This is a genomic window from Pseudomonas siliginis (assembly GCF_019145195.1).
GTDB classification, from domain to species: domain Bacteria; phylum Pseudomonadota; class Gammaproteobacteria; order Pseudomonadales; family Pseudomonadaceae; genus Aquipseudomonas; species Aquipseudomonas siliginis.
In genome coordinates this window covers 112,110-129,878 of record NZ_JAHSTW010000007.1, presented here as the reverse complement: position 1 = coordinate 129,878, position 17,769 = coordinate 112,110, and the positions used below count along the sequence as shown (strand labels likewise).

Here is a 17,769-nt window from a genome sequence, read left to right as displayed (position 1 = left end):
GCTCGCGAAGGCGGTGCGGCAGTCAGCAAATCTTTCGACTGTGCCGATGCCTTCGCGAGCAGGCTCGCTCCCACATGGGTGATATGGGTCAGGAAGAGATCACTCTTCCTCAGAGCCTTCCGCGCGCCAGTAGCCAACCGCCTTGATGAACTGCTCATCGAGCCCGTGCTCATCGATCAGTACCCGGCGGATCTGCCGTGAGACCTTGGTTTCGGTCGCCACCCACGCGTACAGATTGCCCTTGGGCACCTGCAATTGCTTGACGGTAGCCAGCAGGTTGTCCTTGCCGCCTTCGCGCAGCACCCAGATCACATTGAACTGCGCCGCACTTTCCAGCACTTGCTGCTCGGCGCCGTTTTCCACTTCGATCACCACCAATGCCCGGCGATTTGCCGCCAGACCTTCGAGGCGGCGGGCGATGGCGGGGAGGGCGGTTTCGTCGCCGATCAGCAGATAGCTGTCGAAGATGTCCGGCACGATCATCGACCCGCGTGGCCCGCCGATGTGCAGGAACTGCCCCGGCTGTGCCTGCTCGGCCCAGGTCGAGGCAGGGCCGTCGCCGTGCAGGACGAAATCGATGTCCAGCTCCATTTTTTCCAGGTCGTAACGACGCGGCGTGTAGTCGCGCATCTCGGGCATCGGCCCGTTGTCCTTGCCGGCGCCCAGTTGCATCGTCTCTAGCGCCGCCGCTTGTTCGGCGTTCTGCGGGAACAGCAGTTTGACGTGATCGTCCGTGCCCAGGCTGATGAACCCGGCCAGTTCCGGCCCGCCGAGGGTGATGCGGCGCATGCGTGGGGTCAGGTCGGTGACGCGCAGCACTTCAAGCTTGCGCCGTTTGATTTCGTGCATCACGCGGTGAATGGTTTGAGTATCGACTGCAGTCATTCGGCTTTCTCCGTGGCAGGTTGAACGGCAGGGCCGTCGACGATGGCTTTGGCGGTGTCGTTGAGCAGGTCGCGCACGCGCAGGATTTCTTCGGCACTCCAGCGCCCGTGGTGCAGCTGCAAGGCATGGCGCAGGTTATGCACCGCTTCGTGGATTTCCGCCGGACGATCATGGCCGCGCAGCGAGCGCTTGCTGACATCGATGCGCATGCGTACGCCGTCGAGCGCCACCGCTTGTTCACTTAAAGACAAACGACCGGCGTCGGTGACGCTGTAACGCTTTTTGCCGGCCTCGGCATCACCGGCAATCAAATCGCTCTCTTCCAGAAAGGTCAGGGTCGGGTAGATCACCCCGGGGCTCGGGCTGTAAGCGCCATCGAACATGCCTTCGATCTGGCGGATCAGGTCGTAACCGTGGCAGGGCTGCTCGGCGATCAGCGCCAGCAACAGCAATTTCAAGTCGCCGGGGGCAAAGACTCGCGGGCCGCGGCCGCCGCGTTCGCGACCGGGGCGTTTCTCGAAGCCGTCGCGGCCATCGCCGTGCTCGCGATGGGGGGAATGATGGTCTCTCATTTCACTTCTCTCTCGTCGTATTTAGATACAACTTAAGATATATCTTAAGGGTTGCGCAAGACGTTTTTGGCCTTGTCCTGAGCTCGACGGACGAGTGGTCAAAGCGAAAAAGAGCCGGAAAAAGTTTTTTGATCAATAAAACGCAGCGGTGACCTTGAAGTTAAAGTTATCGCTCTAGTTGTACTTGAGTATATGTTCTAATTCCTCGCAAGTTACCGCGTTAAAGCGGCTAAGTTGCTGTATGGTTTTTTGTCTGTAACTGTGTGTAGGGCGAAACTTACAGCGAATGTTGCAAGTATCTGTTTTTTGTTCTTTTTTCTGGCGGGGTGTGAGGTTGTTTAACTACGAGTTTGTCGGAAGTTGCCTGCTTACATTCCAGAGGCAACAGCCGATGATGCCCGCCATTGAAGGTTCAAGTTGCTCCGGCGGTCGATGAGCAAATGGTTTGTGAACTTTCAATGACCCCCCTATATAAAGCAAACAGGTACTGAACGATGTTCAAGAAAATCGCAATCGCTGCTCCACTGGCTCTTCTGGCAATGTCCTCCACTGCCTTCGCTGCGGGCGAAGCGTCGCACTCCATCAGCCTGATCGCTCATGTGCCAACCAATGGTTTCTATGTGGTGCCGACCGATCCGGATCTGGTCAACAAGGACCAGGACATGAGCTATCAGCCGACCACCGGCAAGATGGCCGACGTCAACGGTTTCTTCGATGTGCGCAATAACAACGGTTCGGTCCACGCCAGCCTGGAAAGCCTGCCGAAACTGGTTGCCGGCAATACCTCGATCGACCTGCAGGTCATGCTCAACAACAAGGAACTGACCCTGACCCCGCAAATGGTCGTCGGTGAATCCGAGTCGGATGTGAACTACCGCGCCCCGCTGAAAATCTCCGCCAAAGGCAGCAACTTCCAGCCGGGTGACTACACCGGTTCCGTGGCGATGATCTTCGACGCTGTGCCACCGGTTGCCAGCAACTGATCGACTGATCAGGTTCAAAAACGCTCGCTTTTCAGCAGTGGCGTCAACCGACGGGGCAGGCAGTGATGTTTGCCCCGACGGACTTTCATTGTCAGTCAATCAGAGTACGAGTTCATGTTCCCGATGACACCCATCGCGGCTGCGCTTGCGCTGTTGTTTTGTGCCAGCGCAGCCGTCGCATCCAACACCGCCGGTACGACGCCACGTAGTTTGCTGGCGCAGGCCAAAGGCTTGCCAGCGGATTTCGAGGAGCATTTCTTTGATGTGCCTCTGGCGGTGCGGGTCGAAGTCGACCAACAGCCGTTGGGTGAGGCCATGGTGGTGTTGTCCCGCGATGATCGCATCACCCTTCTCGAATTCACCGACACCAGCGAAAACCGCTTCGGCCCCGCTGAACGGGAAAAATGGGCAAGCTACCTCAAACCCGGCGTGCCATTAGGTGCGTGCAGCGGTTCCTGCCCGGACCAGTTTCTCGCGGTGCACTACAGCCTGGAAAATTCCCTGGTTTCGATCGTTACCGAAAACGCCGAACGCGACCTTCAAGCCAAGCGTTATTACGAGCAACCGAGCGGTGGTAGCAGCGGCCTGATGGTGCGCAACCAGCTCAACCTCAACGGTGGCCAGGATCAGGACCTCGGCGGACGCTTCGGCCTGGAAGCCAGTTCAAGCCTGGGCAACTGGAGCCAGACGCTGAATCTGCAATTGGCCCGGCTTGGTGGCCCCGACGACAAGCTCTACCACGCCGTGCACGAGCTGCACACCCAGCGCGAACTGCAAGGCAGCTTCTTGCGCCTGGGCTATTTCACCCCCAATTCCGAGGGACTGACGCGCCAGCCGCGCACGTTTGGCACCAGCCCCGATACGGCGGTCGGCATCATGTACGGCAGCTCCGACAGCCTCGCGATCAACAGCCCGATGCCCAGCGTTTACCCGATCTACGTGACAGCCAACCGGCAGGGTGCGGTGGAGATCTGGCGCGACGGTCTGTTGATCAATACCCAATCGGTGCCGGCCGGTTTGCAGACCCTTGATACCCGGCCGCTGCCCGGCGGTATTTATGAAGTGGAAGTGCGCCTGATCGAAGACGGCCAGATCACCTCCACCACCCAGGAGTTGGTGTACAAGCCCAGCAACTGGCGCAACCTCGACGAACGCTGGCGCTACAACGTGTTTGCCGGTGAAGAAAGCAAACTGCTGAGCAACTGGGACACGCAATCGAGCGGCAGTCCCACCGCCGGTGCTGCGGTCAATTACCTGCTGCACCCGCGAGTGATTGTCGGCGCTTCGGCGCGGCAGATCCGCGAAAAACTGCAGTACGGCACTTCCATCGACTGGACGCTGGCCAACCACGTCAGCCTGTACGCCAATGTCTACAAGACCGAGGATTACGGCACCGGTCTGGACCTGCAAAGCCTTTACAACTATGGCGCGGGCAGTCTGGTGATCAGCCACAACCGCAGCTGGCTCGACACCACCAACACCTACGACACGCTGCCGGACGGCACGCGCGTTCGTCCACGTAACGTGTTTGTCGGCCAGACCAGCAATTCGTCGCTGGCGCTCAACCATCGGCTGAGCAGCAAGAGTTCGGTCAATGCCCGGGTCTCGCACAGCGAAGGCAATGTCGAAGGCGTGGGCGTGGATCTGGGCTGGACCCAGCGCGCGGTATTGCTGGGCAGTGATGCCAGTTGGCGCCTGTCGGTCTTTGATCGCCCGGGCAGTTTCAGCAGTGGCGATGCGCGCAATCGCGGCGTCGATCTGAGCATCAACCTGGCGTTGGGCGCTCCCGGTCAGCAGCTTACCGGCAGCATCGGTTCACGCACGGCCCGCGACGGCAAACGCGACAACAATGCCTCGCTCGGCTGGCGCAAGGATTTCAAGGACCACGTGCTGCAAAGCGTCTCGGTCACGGCGCTTACCGACACTTACGGTCTGGGCATGTCGAGCCTGACCAATTTCCGCACCGACGCGGTAAACGGCGACGCCTTCGTCCAGCGCTCTTCCTACAACGGCAACTTCACTGGCGGGCTCAACCTCGACAGCACATTGGTGGTCGGCGGCGAAAAGATGCTCCTGACCAGCCAGAGCGACGTGCGTGGTGCCGGAATGATCGTCGATGTCGAGTCGGATATCGACGACATTGTCCTGCGGGCTGACGACTACAGCGGCGGCGGTGCCGCGCTGAAGCCGGGGCGCAATTTCATTCCGATCACCGCCTATCAGAACAGCTCGGTGAGCTTCGACTTCGAAGGCAACACCGTACCGGCCGCCACCATCGAACCGGCGCGAACCCGCTATCACCTGAACAAGGGCGGCATCGAGTATCGCAAGGTTCGCGTGATGAAAACCCTCACCGTGCTCGGTCGCCTGGTCGATGCAAGCGGGCGGCCGCTCAAGGGCCACCACGTGATCAACCACGCCAGCCGTGGCGTGACCGAAGTCGACGGTTTCTTCTCGATGGAAATGAACGCTGGTTCACCCACCCTGGAAGTGCGCCAGGGCAACCAGTTGCTGTGTCAGTTCCGCTTGAACGAGGCCGACCACCGCAGCGAAAACGACGTGTTGATGATCGGCGATCTGCGTTGCACCCCAGACACTCTCGCCGACGTCACTACCACCGAAATGAAGGCAGGCTGAGCATATGAAAATCCTCCAGGCAAGCTGCGCGCTGACGCTGGCGTTGGCCATGTCCACCGCCCATGGGTTCAATCAGGAAATCCGTGCGTTGTTCCAGCCTGACCCGACGCAGCCAGGCAAGAACCTGTTCGTGAACAAAACCCCCAACACCGGCTACTGCGCAAGCTACCCGGCGCAATGCGCCGACCACAACATTTTCAGCATCGAGATGCCTGTACGGTTCGACTCCACACGCTTCATCTCACGCGGTGAACCGATGCTCGTGAAAGCCCCGGCCGACTGGCGACAATTGACAGTTACCAATATGCAAACGCAGGAAACCGAAACCGTCGAAGTGCGCATCATCGGTATCGGCTCCACATACATTCTGGGCGATACCGCGACCAACATCACCGGCGTGTCAGACGAGGCTCAAGCACATGACAAATTATGGGACTCCAGCGGTTGGGTTTATGTGCCGGAACCCTGCCGCTACAGCGGTGTGGCGTCCTATGGTCCTGACAGTTATCGCTTCTTCTGGAAGACCCCGGTGCAAGCTGGCTGCACCAAAAACGCCGCTTACCGTCTCCCGTCAATAGCTTTCGACAAGATGGATTTTGCTTATGAGTTAAGGACTCCCAATCCGTTGGGCATGTCTACCGGGCAATATACCGGTTCGGTTACTTACACCCTGGGAGGCGGCCGCGATTTTGTTCTGGGCGGCCTCTTGCTGCAGCCCGACGACCCCACGCTGACCCTGGATTTCGTCCTCGACGTGCAACACACCCTCAAGGTCGACCTGCCCCCCGGCGGCACTCGGGTCACGCTTGAGCCCGTAGGTGGCTGGGAGCCATGGATCAACAGTGGACGCAAACCCACGCGGATATTTGCCGACCAAGTCTTCTACATTTCGGCCTCGTCGCGTTTCAAGGTCATGATGTTGTGCAAGTCCTACGGCGGAAACGTCTGCAACCTGGGTAGCCCGAAGGGTGATACGGCCCCGGTTCAGGTCTCGATGAGTTTGCCGCCAGGCATCATTGGCCCCGGCGGCGGTCCGGTTAACCGGATTTCCCTGGATTTCAATCGCTGGTCAGCGCCGTTTCAGCCTGGCGTGTATGTCGAGCGCAAGCCTGGCTATCTGCATTTTGATATGAAATCGAAAGACATCGACTTCCTGCTCAGGCCGGGCAAGAACGACCGTTTGCGCGGCAACGTCACCATTATCTGGGATTCGGAAGTATGAGCCTCCCGGTCCGCTTTCACTCAACGTTCATGGAGTTCAACACGATGAACCGTGGTCTTTTGCTGGGCCTGCTCAGCGTTTTTTGCCTGACGGCGCAGGCCGGGCCGCAGATCAATGTCGGCACCGTTTACGACTATCTGGAAGCCGACAAGAGCACCTATCTCAAACGGGTTTTCAACAGCGGCGACGCCACCGCATTCGTCAAGATCAATGTGCTCGAAATCGTTTACGACGACGCCGGCGCGCCCAAGGAAATTGCTGTCGAGAACGCCGCCGATGGCGCCTCGCGCAACGGCCTGATGGCCAGCCCGGCGCGGCTGATCGTCCCGGCGCAAGGCATGCAGGGCACACGCTTGCTGTACATGGGCGAACGGGATCGAGAACGCTATTTTCGCGTGCGCTTCGTGCCCGTGGTGCCGGAAAAGGAAGACGATTTTGTCGTCACCGGTGAAGAGCGGGAGGATTACAAAAAGTCGTTGTCGGCCGGCGTCAACGTCATGACCGGGTTCGGCACGATCTTCTTTGTCCGCCCCAGAGACGCGCGTTACGCCACGGCGATCAACGAAACCGAGAGTCGCTACGAACTGCGTAACAACGGCAATACCGTGGTGATCGTCGATGAGTTCAAGAGCTGTTCGCTGAGCAAGGAAAGCGATTGCGGGGCGACCACCAAACACCATGTGCTGGCGGGCAAGTCCTTTGCCTTCAACAAGGAAAAGGGCCGTGAGTACCGCTTCTTTCTGATCGAAGGCAGCGACAAGAAAACCATGAAAGTCGCCAGCCGCTAGGCCGGTTTTCCATTCACGCATCAGGTAGCCAACATGATCAAGCAATGCACCGCCGCCCTGCTGGCGGTCGCCGCCGCGTTGACCGCGGCTGTGACGTGGGCCGCCCGGGAGGAGCACACCTTCGAAGTGTCGCTGACCATTCCCAGTCGGCCCTTCTACATCATTCCGGCACAACCGGACTGGATTCACCGTCCGCAGGTGCTGGCCTGGCAACACGCCACGGACAGCCTGGGCAATCTGGAAAAATCTTTTGACATACGGCATGACAGCAGCGCCATCGAGGCGCGTCTGGCCATCGAGCCATTCATTGACACCGGCACAACGGGTGAAGTGATTGAGCTGCGGGTGACGTTCAATGACGTCGTGCTGAGTTCGCACATCACCCCGCAGCAAGTGCTGTCGAAAGAAGAGGCCGCTGTCGGTAAACGTGTGCTGCTGAAAATCGAACCCATCAAACCCCCAGGTGGGTATCGCCCCGGGCATTACAGCGGCAACGTAGTGTTGTTGTTCAACGCCAGCGCGCCAGACGGCAATGACGCTGATGCCTGAATGTCGTACGAGGTGGGTAACGCTCGCACGACGCAGGTCCGCCGCGCAGATTCGGCCAGCCGGAAACGCTCGCCGAATGCCGTGTGATGGTTTCAGAGTCCGGCCCTGTCGAGGGCTTCGCGACTCAATGCGCGGGATAGCTCGTTGCGCTCGTAGCTGATTTTGTCGGCCAGCTTCCTGTACTCCCGGTCGTTGCTGAACACTTGGCTGTCGAGCTGACGGGATTGTTCTTCGAACAGGCGCAGATTCTCCTGATAACGGTCAGGATAGGTATTGCGCAGGTAATCCTCCCAGAAAGGATCGGTATAGAGATCGATCATGCCGTTGACCAGGCCGTCCCCCTGTTCGCGCTGGATGATTCTCTGGTAGGCAGCGTTGAGCTTTTCCTCGGTGACCCCGGCCCGAGGCTGCACAGGCACGCCCTCCGCTTGCCAGGGCAATTCCAGACGCTCGCCCAGGCCCGCTTCGAACGCCCGATGAATCTGAATTTCGTCCGGCGCCGGCAGGCGCGGATCAATCAGGTGTTGCTGCTGCTGGCGACTGACCTCCATGGCGGCCTCATCGCTGACCCGATCAAGGCGCGCCGCGCTGCGCGCCAGACGCACGAGTCTGTCTTCCAGCTGCGAGGCCGATGCCGATTCGTTGTAGGCCTTGGATACCAGGACTTTGAGCCCCAGTGAATTGAACAGCTGCTGGCCCAGATCAGCGCAGTCCTGTGCAGACACGTTCTGCTCGAAGAGCTTTTTGCGCAGATGTTCGTCGAGCGCCGCCGCATCGACCATGTCCCAGACCCGTGCGGTCAAATTCCGCCGCCCCGCGTCAGTCCCATAGTCGGCGGATTCGCGTTGCTTGCGGATCACGCTGAAAAAGCCGGCGGAATCAGGCTCGGCCATCAGGTCATGCCAGGACTGCTCGCGGTATCGGCTGAAGGCCGAGGAGGGGTGGGACGGATCCGCATTGGCGGGCATCAACTTCCAGTAATCAAGCTCATCGGCGGCGGCGGATGAATAACCGGGCACGACGCTCAACCCTACCGACTGGCGATACTCGCCAAGACGCCGCAACTGGTCACTGTCGAATTCGGCAACACTGATCCGTGCGCGAGCCAGCAGGCGCGCCTGATCGCTACCGGGTTCGACCCGGGGCAGGGTGTCCAGCGGATTGTCTCGCATGTCCAGGTAGAAGCCTTTCGGGCGCTGCCGTATCTGTCCATCGACTTCAAGCCATCCCGCCGGCCAATCGCGAATGCGCGTATTGACCAGGTTCAGTTCCACCAGTTGCTCCATGCGCCCGATATCCGGCGGCACACGCAGGTTGTTGCCATTGAGATTCAGGCTGTGCAGGCGGGTGAGATTGCTCAGGCGCGTGCTTGAGTCATAGGTCAGTTCAATGCTGTTGTGCGACAGATCCAGCGTCTGCAACTGATGCATTTTCCCGAGGGCAGCCGGCACCTCCTTGAAACCGCAGCGTTGGGCGCTCAATTGCCGCAGATTCGGGAAACTCGCCAGCAGGCTGTCCGGTGTGGTTGAAAGCGCAACGTTGGTGATGTTCAGTCCGGTAATCCGGTCGAAGTATTGCTGCATCCCGGGACGCCGTCGCAAGTCGCGCCACCATGACTCAAGGTTCGGTAGCGGCAGTTCGGCTGAAAGGTCCAGCGTATAGCCGTGTTCCGGATGGGGATTGCGTGCGCCGGGCCGTTCGCTCTCGCGTTTGAAGCACTTCCTCAACTGCTGCTCGATATACAGGCCGCCCTCGCGGACGAAATCCGTTGGCAGCGCGATCAGCTCCCCGTTGTCTTCAATGACGGGGGTGTAACTGCTGCGCCAGCTGTCGAGGGCGTTGTCGAGCACTTCGCGCTCGCGCTCAAGGGCGGCGATGGCGCGTTCGCTGTTGCCCTTTTTTTCCAGCGTCATCAGGAAACCCGCGATCTCTCTGTCGTTCAGTTTCGGGTACAACTGTCTGAGCCGCTGTTCCGGGGTTTTTGCCGCCCAGGGCCAGCCGCGTAGAAGAATCTCCGTCTCGCGGGGGGCGACCGTTCGGATCGGCGGTTGCGCCAGAGCAATACGGCGTTCGGCTGGCGGGGCGCACTGTTCCATGATCCACAGTTTCAAGGCGCGGCCCTGACCGCGCTGATAACCGGTACTCGCCAGCGTTTCGAGTGGTACGGCGCGCAGGATGGCTTCGTGGAAATCGCTACTGTCATGCAGCACCTGACCCTTGGCGTCGCGCACTTCATAACGGCCTTCGCCACGCCTGAGCAGTTGCCTTACGGTGCTGGCGTCCTGCGGCCCGACACTGCAGCGCAACGGACCGTGCGGACTGCCATCGAACACCTCGATGCGCAGGTCGGCAAAGGTGTCGGTGTGGATTTTCAGCGTATTGAGCGCCAGGCGTTCGGTCTGTTCGGTCATCAGATCGTCCCGATAAAAACCGTCGTACGCGCGACTGGCCGACGCCTCGAAATCCAGCTCCCGGGCCTGATTCTTCAGGCGTAGCGGCAAGTGCTGTTCGTCGCTGATGCGTTGCCGTTCGGCAGCACGAGCCTGGCTCAGAACCGTCTCGGCCAAGGGCAACGGCAGATCCGGAAACGACTGTCTGATTACGGCAATGTCGGCGTGGCCGTTGCGCTGCCCGGCCTGGTACAGATGGCGGGCGACGGCGCTGCGCTGCTCATTGAGCGCGTCGGCCAGTTGACCGCGCAGGACCTCGACCCGTTGCTCGGCAGTGACCTTCGGGCCGAGCAGATGATTGAACTCGTCGTCGCGCAGGAACCCGGCGACCCGCTCGGGCAAATGTCCGGCGTTGAGATCAGCCTGGCTGATACGCAACGTGTCGGCTTCGGACGCCAGCGGGTTGCCGTATTTATGCGAGTAGCCGGTCAGGTCCTGACGCGCGAAAACCTCCAGCGCGCGTCGCGGCGGCCAGCCCGGCAGGCTGGTCAGCATCGGCTCCAGCCATACCGCATCGGCATCGATCGGTTTGCCGTTACGCAGGTTCTGCGCAGCCTCGATGACATCCTCGTATGCATTGACGCGCCTGACCGTGTCGGCCAGCAGCGGCGGTGGCGGGCTGTTGTCGCTGTGCATGCGACGCAGTTCATCGTGGCTGGTGCCGCTGCTGCGCCGGATATCCTCCAGTTGCACAGGCGTAAAGCGCTCGACGCTGTGACCCAGGCGAGGCATCAGCCGGGCGTCGGGCCAGTCGCCTGGCGATTCTGCTTCATGCAGCCAGGCGCCGTGACCGTTGTGTTCGATCCGTGGCTGGTAGGCATTTTCTCGATTCGGATGTTTGATCCGGTGAGTTTTGCTGGTGGCATCGGCGGAGGCTTTTTCCACCACATAGAGCTTGCCCTCCAGCGGCAGGACGCTGGCGCTGGCATGTTGATGCAGACCGTGTTGATCGGGCTTCGATTGCGCTGCCAGGCTCAGTTCGTCACGTGCATAAGGGCTGAGGTCGCGATGCCACAGGCTTGGTTTGCCGTCGGGCAATTTGACCTGTTGCATGGCATCGACCTGCGGTGAGAGTTTTATCCGCAACGTTTCGCCAATCTGCGCGCCGGCGCCGAACGCCGCCAGTTGAATGACATCGGTCACCACACTGATGACATGTCCGGCAGCTTCCTCCCAGACGCCTTCGGCCAGATCGACGATGCCTTCAATCACATCGCTGGTCAGTTGATAGGCGGTATAGGCCATCATCACCTCGCCCAGACCAGGCACAAAAGGCGTGGCAATCAGCAGGGCGACGTTGAAAATGTCCGAGACGATCCGCTTGAAGTTGTCCCACCATGCCCAGCGTGCGTTGCTGTCGGCATCGGCGGTCGAGACAGCGATTTGCCGCGCATCATTGATGATCTTGTTGAGTTTCTGCTGATAGACGTGCCGCCAGTAATCGCCTTGCAACGGCAAGCGCGTGAACTGCAACCTGGGCTTTTCCACCGGGTCCTTGCGCCACACCGGGCGTTGGTCGGTGCTCTGCTCGCGTTCGTGATGGCGGACGACGAACAAGCGCTGTTCGAGTTCGGCAAAGAAATGCCCACGTTGCTGCTGATCGACGAACTGGCTGAAGAATTGCCGGTAGGTCTGCCCGGTCGAGGCGCTCAGGCGGTCTTCGCGCAACTGGCGAGTCAGTTCGTCACGAAACGCAGCCAGCGACTCGTACTCCTTGAGTGGATGATCAGGATCGTGCGGCACGTAGACGATCAGGCGTCGAACCCCACGACTGTCGGGGTGGCCGTGCATCAGCAACAGAATGCCGGTCAGGCGGGTACCGAGCATGGACAGGTCATTGCAGCGAATCGAACGGTTGTTGAGACGCAAGCGCGGGTTTTCCTCTGTGCTGAAGCTGAGCACCATCCTGAAGGTGTCGTACTGGATCTCTGCCTTGAGCAAGGCGATGTGCGCCGCGACGGCGAGGGCGTCTTTGAGGCTGGTGCCAATCTTGTATTGCAAAAGGCTCTCGGCCAGCGCTTCGCCGGGCAGCAAGTAGCCATGCAAGTGCCTGGCATATTGCCCGCCCAGGTCGAGGTCGCGACACAGTGTCTGGAACTGGCTGATGGGCATTTGGTTTTTGAGCGGCAATACGTCGAAGTGGCCGCGCGCATCAGGCTGGCTGATGTAGTCCGAGCCTGCGCCGACCGTCTCGTTGGCGGCAAAGTTGTGCAGAGCGGCGTCGAGCAGTGAGACCGTACGGGTCGTCGAGCCGTCGACCACGTCGATTGCATACCAGGGACTGCTGGCGGGAATGTACAGGCGCAGCCAGGTCTTCCTGACGTCCGGCTCGATGCCATGGCATTGCTTGATCCTTGCTTTGAGCAGCGGCTCGGCGAAGGCGTACAGGTCGGTTCTGGCCAGCAGATGATCGACCTTGTTCTGCGAGTCCCAGGCCTTGAGATTGGCGGCGGCGAGTCGGCTGGCAAACGTACCGGGTGCGCTGTACCAGGGTTCGCGCTTCAGTGGCGTGGCGGCGAGTGCCAGGCTGCGGCTGAGCGTCGCGGCTTTGAACGGCGCGCTGACAGCCGATTCGATGAACGCGTAATGCCGGCCTTTGTCGGCGGCTGCGGCAGGCTGAGGGGAGTCAGACATGGCCAATCATCCTTGATTGTTTGAGGAATGATCAGCGTACCGGCGGCAGGGCAAAACAAAAGTTCAAAGATCGGGAGCCAAACGTGTGATCGCCTCAGCGATGCGACAGGAATTCGAATCGGAACAATGCACCAATACCACCTTCGTGCCGATATCCTTTGGCGCAACGTGCAGGCCACGTTCGGTCAGTGCAGCGCCGATGCCACCACGGGCGCCTGTGGCGGTTGGCACTGTGAGTCGCTGCCCGGTTGCAGATACGGCGTGAGAATCGGCGCCATGCCCTTGAGCACTTGCGTGGGCAGGGCCGAGGTGAACTTGAAGTTCTCCGCCGAGCGCCCCGGGACGAACGCGGTGAGGGTGCCGAAATGGTGGTCGCCGATGTAGAACACAAAGGTCGCCGTGCGGTTGATCGACTTCGAACTGATGATCCGCCCGCCGGAGCCGATCGCCGCAATGCGGTTGTCGCCGGTGCCGGTCTTGCCGCCCATGGCCAGCGGTGTGCCGTCGGGCAATTTGAAACTGCCGGACAGCCGTTTGGCAGTACCGGCGTCGACCACTTGCGACAGCGCCTCGCGCATGGCCCGGGCCACTTCCACCGGCATCACGCGTTTGCCTACGTGCGGGTCGTTGACCAGTCTGGTTTCGTAGGGCGTATCGGCGGCGAAGTGCAGGCTGTCGATGCGCAGCGTCGGCATGCGTACGCCGTCATTGAGAATGGTGCCGATCAGCTCGGCGAGCGCGGCGGGACGGTCGCCGGAACTGCCGATGGCCGTGGCCAGTGACGGCACGAGGTGATCGAACGGGTAGCCGACTTTCTGCCAGCGCTGATGAATGTCGAGGAACGCTTCGATCTCGAGCATGGTGCGAATGCGGCTGTCGCGCGCGCCTTTGTGCCGGCTCTTGAACAGCCAGCTGTAGACTTCCTGGCGTTCGAAATGGCTGGCCTTGACGATCTCGCTGAAGGTCGCTTCCGGGTGATGCAGCAGATAACCCATCATCCACAGGTCCAGCGGATGCACCTTGGCGATGAAACCCTGATCAGGCAAATCGTAACTGCCGGGGCCATAGGAATCGTAGAGGCGGATCAGACGGTCGTCAGTGAGTTTTTCGTTGAGCTTGGTGCCCTTGAGGTGCGAGCGCACGAAGCGGTTGAAGTCTTCCTGACCGGCCTCCGGCAGCAGATAGCGATGCACCGCCGCCATGCGGATCGGCGTCGGGCGGATGCTGTCGAGGAAGGTTTCCAGGCGCGCCTGGGTGTCCTTGTTCTTGTACTTTTTCCAGAATTTGAGCAGGAACGAGGTGCCTTCGCGGTCGGCGAAACTGGCCAGGTATTCCTGACGGCGCGGATCGCGGTCATCCTTGAGCAATTCGCCGTTGGGGCCTGAGTAGGTGGTGTAACGGACGATGTCGCGCATCAGGCGAATGAATGGCAGGTTGATCGACTCGCGCAGCGAATCGCGCAGGGTCGGCAGGCGACCGTTGTCCTCTTTGCGGAAGTTGTTGAATCTGTGCAGGCCGCCGCCGGTGAAAAACGCCTCGCCCGGGCTCGCTGAATATTTGCGATCCAGCGCGGCGCCGAGCAGCTTCGACAGGTCGTGATCCTTGTTCTGGATCAGGTAGTCGATGACCCAGCGGCTGAGGCGATCCTGATCGGGCACTTCGACTTTTTTCAGTTCTGGCCCGCTCATCGCGCCGTATTTGTCGTGCAGCTCGGCGACGATTTGCAGGTACGTGGTCAGCACACGCATTTTCGCCGTCGAGCCGAGTTCAAGCTTGCTGCCTTCGTTGATGTCGAACGGTTGATCAGTGCTGTCGGTCTGCACGCGCACCCGCGAGCCGTCCGGGGTCAGTTCGAACAGGGTAAAGCTGTAGCGTACTTGCGTGGTGCTGGTCGGCGTCAGCAAGCGTTCGCCGAGCAGACCGATCTCTGCTGCGTAGGCCGGGTCGGCAAGTTTTTTCAGATAAGCCGTGGCCTGCGTTTGCAGATCGCCCTGCAGGGTGCTGGTGGCCGACAGGTCGAGGCGATCGAGGTCGTACAGCGGACGGTTGAGCATGCTCGCCAGACGACTGCGGGCGACGCTGATGCCCTTGTTGGTTTCAATCGGCTGCATCGTTGGCTGGGTCTGCCAGTCGCGATAAGACACGGTGCTCGCCAGCGCAGCGTCAGCAAGGGCGCTGTCGATCACACCGTTCTGCTTGAGCAGGCGCAGGTGGCTGTCGGTGAGGCTGGCCAATTCCTCGCGGCCCTTGGTCAGGTAATGCGAAGGACGGCGCTGGGCGATCATCAGCGAGAGCATTTCACGCAAGGCCAGGCCTTTGGCGGCCATGGTCTGCGGGTCGGTCTTCGGGCTGTTCAGTTGCTCGTTGGCCTTGTTGAAATCACTGCCGTACCAGACCCGCAAACCTTCGGCCATGCCGTGCACTTCACCGTGGCCGGGCACCGCCGAGAGCGGCACGCTGTTGAGGTAGTCGCGCACGATGTTCTGCCGCGAACCGAGGGTCTGCGGGCCATCCTGATAGGCGCGCACGCTGGCGGAAATCATCTGGCGGATCTTCTCCGCGCCCGACACGGTGAGGCCGTCGGGCGAATGGCGATACTTTTCCAGCTGCGTCGCCAGGGTACTGCCGCCGGCCGATTGCCCGGGCAGGTGCAGCAACTTCGCCACTTGCGACCACGCGGCCATGCCGAAGCGCGGCCAGTCCACCGCCGGGTTGGACAGCGGCTGTTTCGGGTCGAGGAGAAAGCGGTTTTCGATGAACAGCAGGCTGCTGACCACCACCGGCGGAATCGCCGCGAAGTCGGCATACAGTTGCTGCGGATAGTTGTATCGATACAGCGGCGCGCCTCGGCAGTCGGTGATCGACAACCCGGCCTGGATCTTTTCCGAATACGGAACGAACAGGCCTTTGTCGGTGTAACCGAGCAGGGCGGGGGAGAAGCGCGTCTGCTCGGTGATCACGTAATTGCGCTTGAGCAGGCGCGGGAGGAATTCGTCCAGAGAGCTGTAACCCAGGCGCAGATCGAATGGGCCGTTGCCCGGATAACGAATCGCTTCGCTGGGGCCGGGTTCAAGTTTGTAGGTCAGCGAAGCGGCGTACTGGCTCAGCTCCCGCGCCTGAAAGCGCGAAGTGCGCATTTCCTTGGACGCGGCGAGCCCCACCACCACCGCAATGATCAAAAACAGCAACCAGAAAGCCTTCCACCCGTGCCGCTGACGACGGGGTTTTTCAGGGACAGGCGCTTCATTCACACTTTCAGTCTGAACCACGGTTTTACTCGAATCGGTTTGCCACAAAGCGCCCATAGTCGACTGATCCATTCACGCAGATTGATCGGACTTGTCTGAAGCTTAGACGGTGGTTGGAGCCGGTGAAGAAAATGTGCAGAGCGGTGGAGACGGCTTGTCTGAATAAAACTGAAACGAACACTGTGGCGAGGGGATTTATCCCCGCTGGGCTGCAAAGCAGCCCCAAAACCTGCCAGCACGGTTTCTACAGGCACAGCGCATGTGAGCAAGTTGCGCCTGCTACGCAGCCGAGCGGGGATAAATCCCCTCGCCACAAGGATGCTGTTCACATCCTCATGATGTGTCTGTGCGAGCGATGGATTTAGATGGCTAGCAGATTTATCAGTCTTGCAGGGACTCCCTGTGGCGAGGGGATTCATCCCCGTTGGGCTGCAAAGCAGCCCCAAAACCTGCCACCACGGTTTCTACAGGCACACCGCATGTGAGCAAGTTGCGCCTGCTGCGCAGCCGAGCGGGGATAAATCCCCTCGCCACAAGGATGCTGTTCACATCCCCATGATGTGTCTGTGCGAGCGATGGACTCCCTGTGGCTAGCAGATTTGTCAGTCTTGCAGGGATTCCCTGTGGCGAGGGGATTCATCCCCGTTGGGCTGCAAAGCAGCCCCAAAACCTGCCAGCACGGTTTCTACAGGCACACCGCGTGTCAGCAAGTTGCGACTGCTGCGCAGTCATGCGGGGACTCCCTGTGGCGAGGGGATTTATCCCCGCTGGGCTGCAAAGCAGCCCCAAAACCTGCCAGCACGGTTTCTACAGGCACACCGCGTGTGGGGAAGTTGCGCCTGCTACGCAGCCGAGCGGGGATAAATCCCCTCGCCACAATAGATGCACTTATCCATAGAGCTGTTGCGCTCAGAGCCAGCAGGTATCCCAAAGCGGGTAATCAGCGAGGTTATCGACCAGCCCGGCTCGCAATGGATTATTGATGATATAGCGGGCGATGGGCTCCAGGTCCTCGCCGTCACGGATCGCTCGGTCATGGTAGCCGGTTTGCCACAGCGGTCCGTGACGTCCGGTTTGTCTGTTAACCGCATGCGTACAGCGAGCCTTTACACCGCCAATGACTTCGCCAAGTGAGCCGCGTTGCAATTGCATCAGCCAATGAAAGTGGTCAGGCATGACAACCCAGGCGATGGATTGCGCGACTCCTTGCTCATGAGCCCGGCGCAGTTCGGCGACCAGTAATCGGCCTGTCTGCCAATCTGCAAATACAGGCTGGCGTTCGTGGATGACAGAGGTGATGAAGTAGGCGCGACCGTTTTCCGAAAAACGACCTTGGCGCAGACGGTGGGAGTTGGGACGAACGGGCATGTGAGCTTCCTTGCATGTGCTCCTGGCTTTTTCAAAGGTTAGTGGTTGGCCGCCCCGGTCGGCGCTGCAACTGTTGAGCGAAATTTCTGAATCCGTGGGGCGATTTATCCGTGATCAAGCGAGGCGAGACATCACACAGTGGATCAAATGCCCCAGGGCTGAAACATGACGCTGCACCAAGGCTGTGCAATACTTCGCGGCTTTTTCAGTGGCGACTTTTCCTACGTAATGCAGGTAATGCCTCTCCGCGGAACCCACTATTGCCGAGAGTTGTCGCTGAATGTTGTGACTTTTAGAGTGAAAAATCCTGCCCTGAGCTTTTTATACTGCACGCCCCGCTGATCTTTCAGGCCCGCCCTGCAAGACGCGTCTGCCCACGAAGCCGACGCGGTTTCCTGCCCAGCCAAGGCCTATCGGCCGACGCTTCGAAACC

Annotated in this window: 10 protein-coding genes; 5 read left to right on the top strand and 5 right to left on the bottom strand. The window is 60.1% G+C overall.

Annotated features, from left to right (window positions below; genetic code table 11):
- Positions 1-99 precede the first annotated feature (99 nt).
- On the bottom strand, positions 100-885 hold the full coding sequence (locus KVG87_RS15250; RefSeq protein ID WP_076564028.1) for a siderophore-interacting protein: 786 nt from the start codon (positions 883-885) through the stop codon (positions 100-102).
- Positions 882-1,457 carry a PadR family transcriptional regulator gene (locus tag KVG87_RS15245; RefSeq protein WP_024014184.1) on the bottom strand — a complete coding sequence of 192 codons (576 nt, stop codon included), beginning with the start codon at positions 1,455-1,457 and terminating at the stop codon, positions 882-884. The genes KVG87_RS15250 and KVG87_RS15245 overlap by 4 nt, the downstream gene beginning before the upstream one ends.
- A gap of 494 nt (positions 1,458-1,951) precedes the next feature.
- Here KVG87_RS15245 and KVG87_RS15240 point away from each other — a divergent pair, with 494 nt between their 5' ends.
- The 5 genes from KVG87_RS15240 (at position 1,952) to KVG87_RS15220 (ending at position 7,636) form a co-directional block, all read left to right on the top strand.
- A complete protein-coding gene (locus KVG87_RS15240) occupies positions 1,952-2,440 on the top strand; it encodes a CS1 type fimbrial major subunit (protein WP_076564027.1) in 489 nt (162 codons plus the stop codon).
- A gap of 114 nt (positions 2,441-2,554) precedes the next feature.
- Positions 2,555-5,077, top strand: coding sequence for a TcfC E-set like domain-containing protein (locus KVG87_RS15235; RefSeq protein ID WP_217851412.1), 2,523 nt, complete (start codon positions 2,555-2,557; stop codon positions 5,075-5,077).
- A gap of 4 nt (positions 5,078-5,081) precedes the next feature.
- Positions 5,082-6,299, top strand: a complete 1,218-nt coding sequence (locus KVG87_RS15230; RefSeq protein WP_217851411.1) for a hypothetical protein — start codon at positions 5,082-5,084, stop codon at positions 6,297-6,299.
- A 44-nt stretch (positions 6,300-6,343) separates the two neighbouring features.
- Complete coding sequence (locus KVG87_RS15225; RefSeq protein ID WP_217851410.1) at positions 6,344-7,087, top strand: molecular chaperone; 744 nt, start codon at positions 6,344-6,346, stop codon at positions 7,085-7,087.
- Positions 7,088-7,120: 33 nt separating this feature from the next.
- Entirely contained in the window at positions 7,121-7,636 is a 516-nt protein-coding gene (locus KVG87_RS15220; RefSeq protein WP_217851408.1) for a CS1 type fimbrial major subunit, read from the top strand.
- 92 nt (positions 7,637-7,728) lie between these two features.
- Here KVG87_RS15220 and KVG87_RS15215 read toward each other — a convergent pair whose 3' ends face one another.
- From KVG87_RS15215 to KVG87_RS15205, 3 genes are all read right to left on the bottom strand, one after another.
- Positions 7,729-12,720 (bottom strand): dermonecrotic toxin domain-containing protein, encoded by a 4,992-nt coding sequence (locus tag KVG87_RS15215; protein ID WP_217851406.1) that lies wholly within the window; start codon positions 12,718-12,720, stop codon positions 7,729-7,731.
- Positions 12,721-12,905: 185 nt separating this feature from the next.
- Complete coding sequence (locus KVG87_RS15210) at positions 12,906-16,025, bottom strand: transglycosylase domain-containing protein (RefSeq protein ID WP_217851404.1); 3,120 nt, start codon at positions 16,023-16,025, stop codon at positions 12,906-12,908.
- Between the two features lie 852 nt (positions 16,026-16,877).
- Entirely contained in the window at positions 16,878-17,336 is a 459-nt protein-coding gene (locus tag KVG87_RS15205) for an REP-associated tyrosine transposase (RefSeq protein ID WP_217851402.1), read from the bottom strand.
- Positions 17,337-17,769 lie beyond the last annotated feature (433 nt).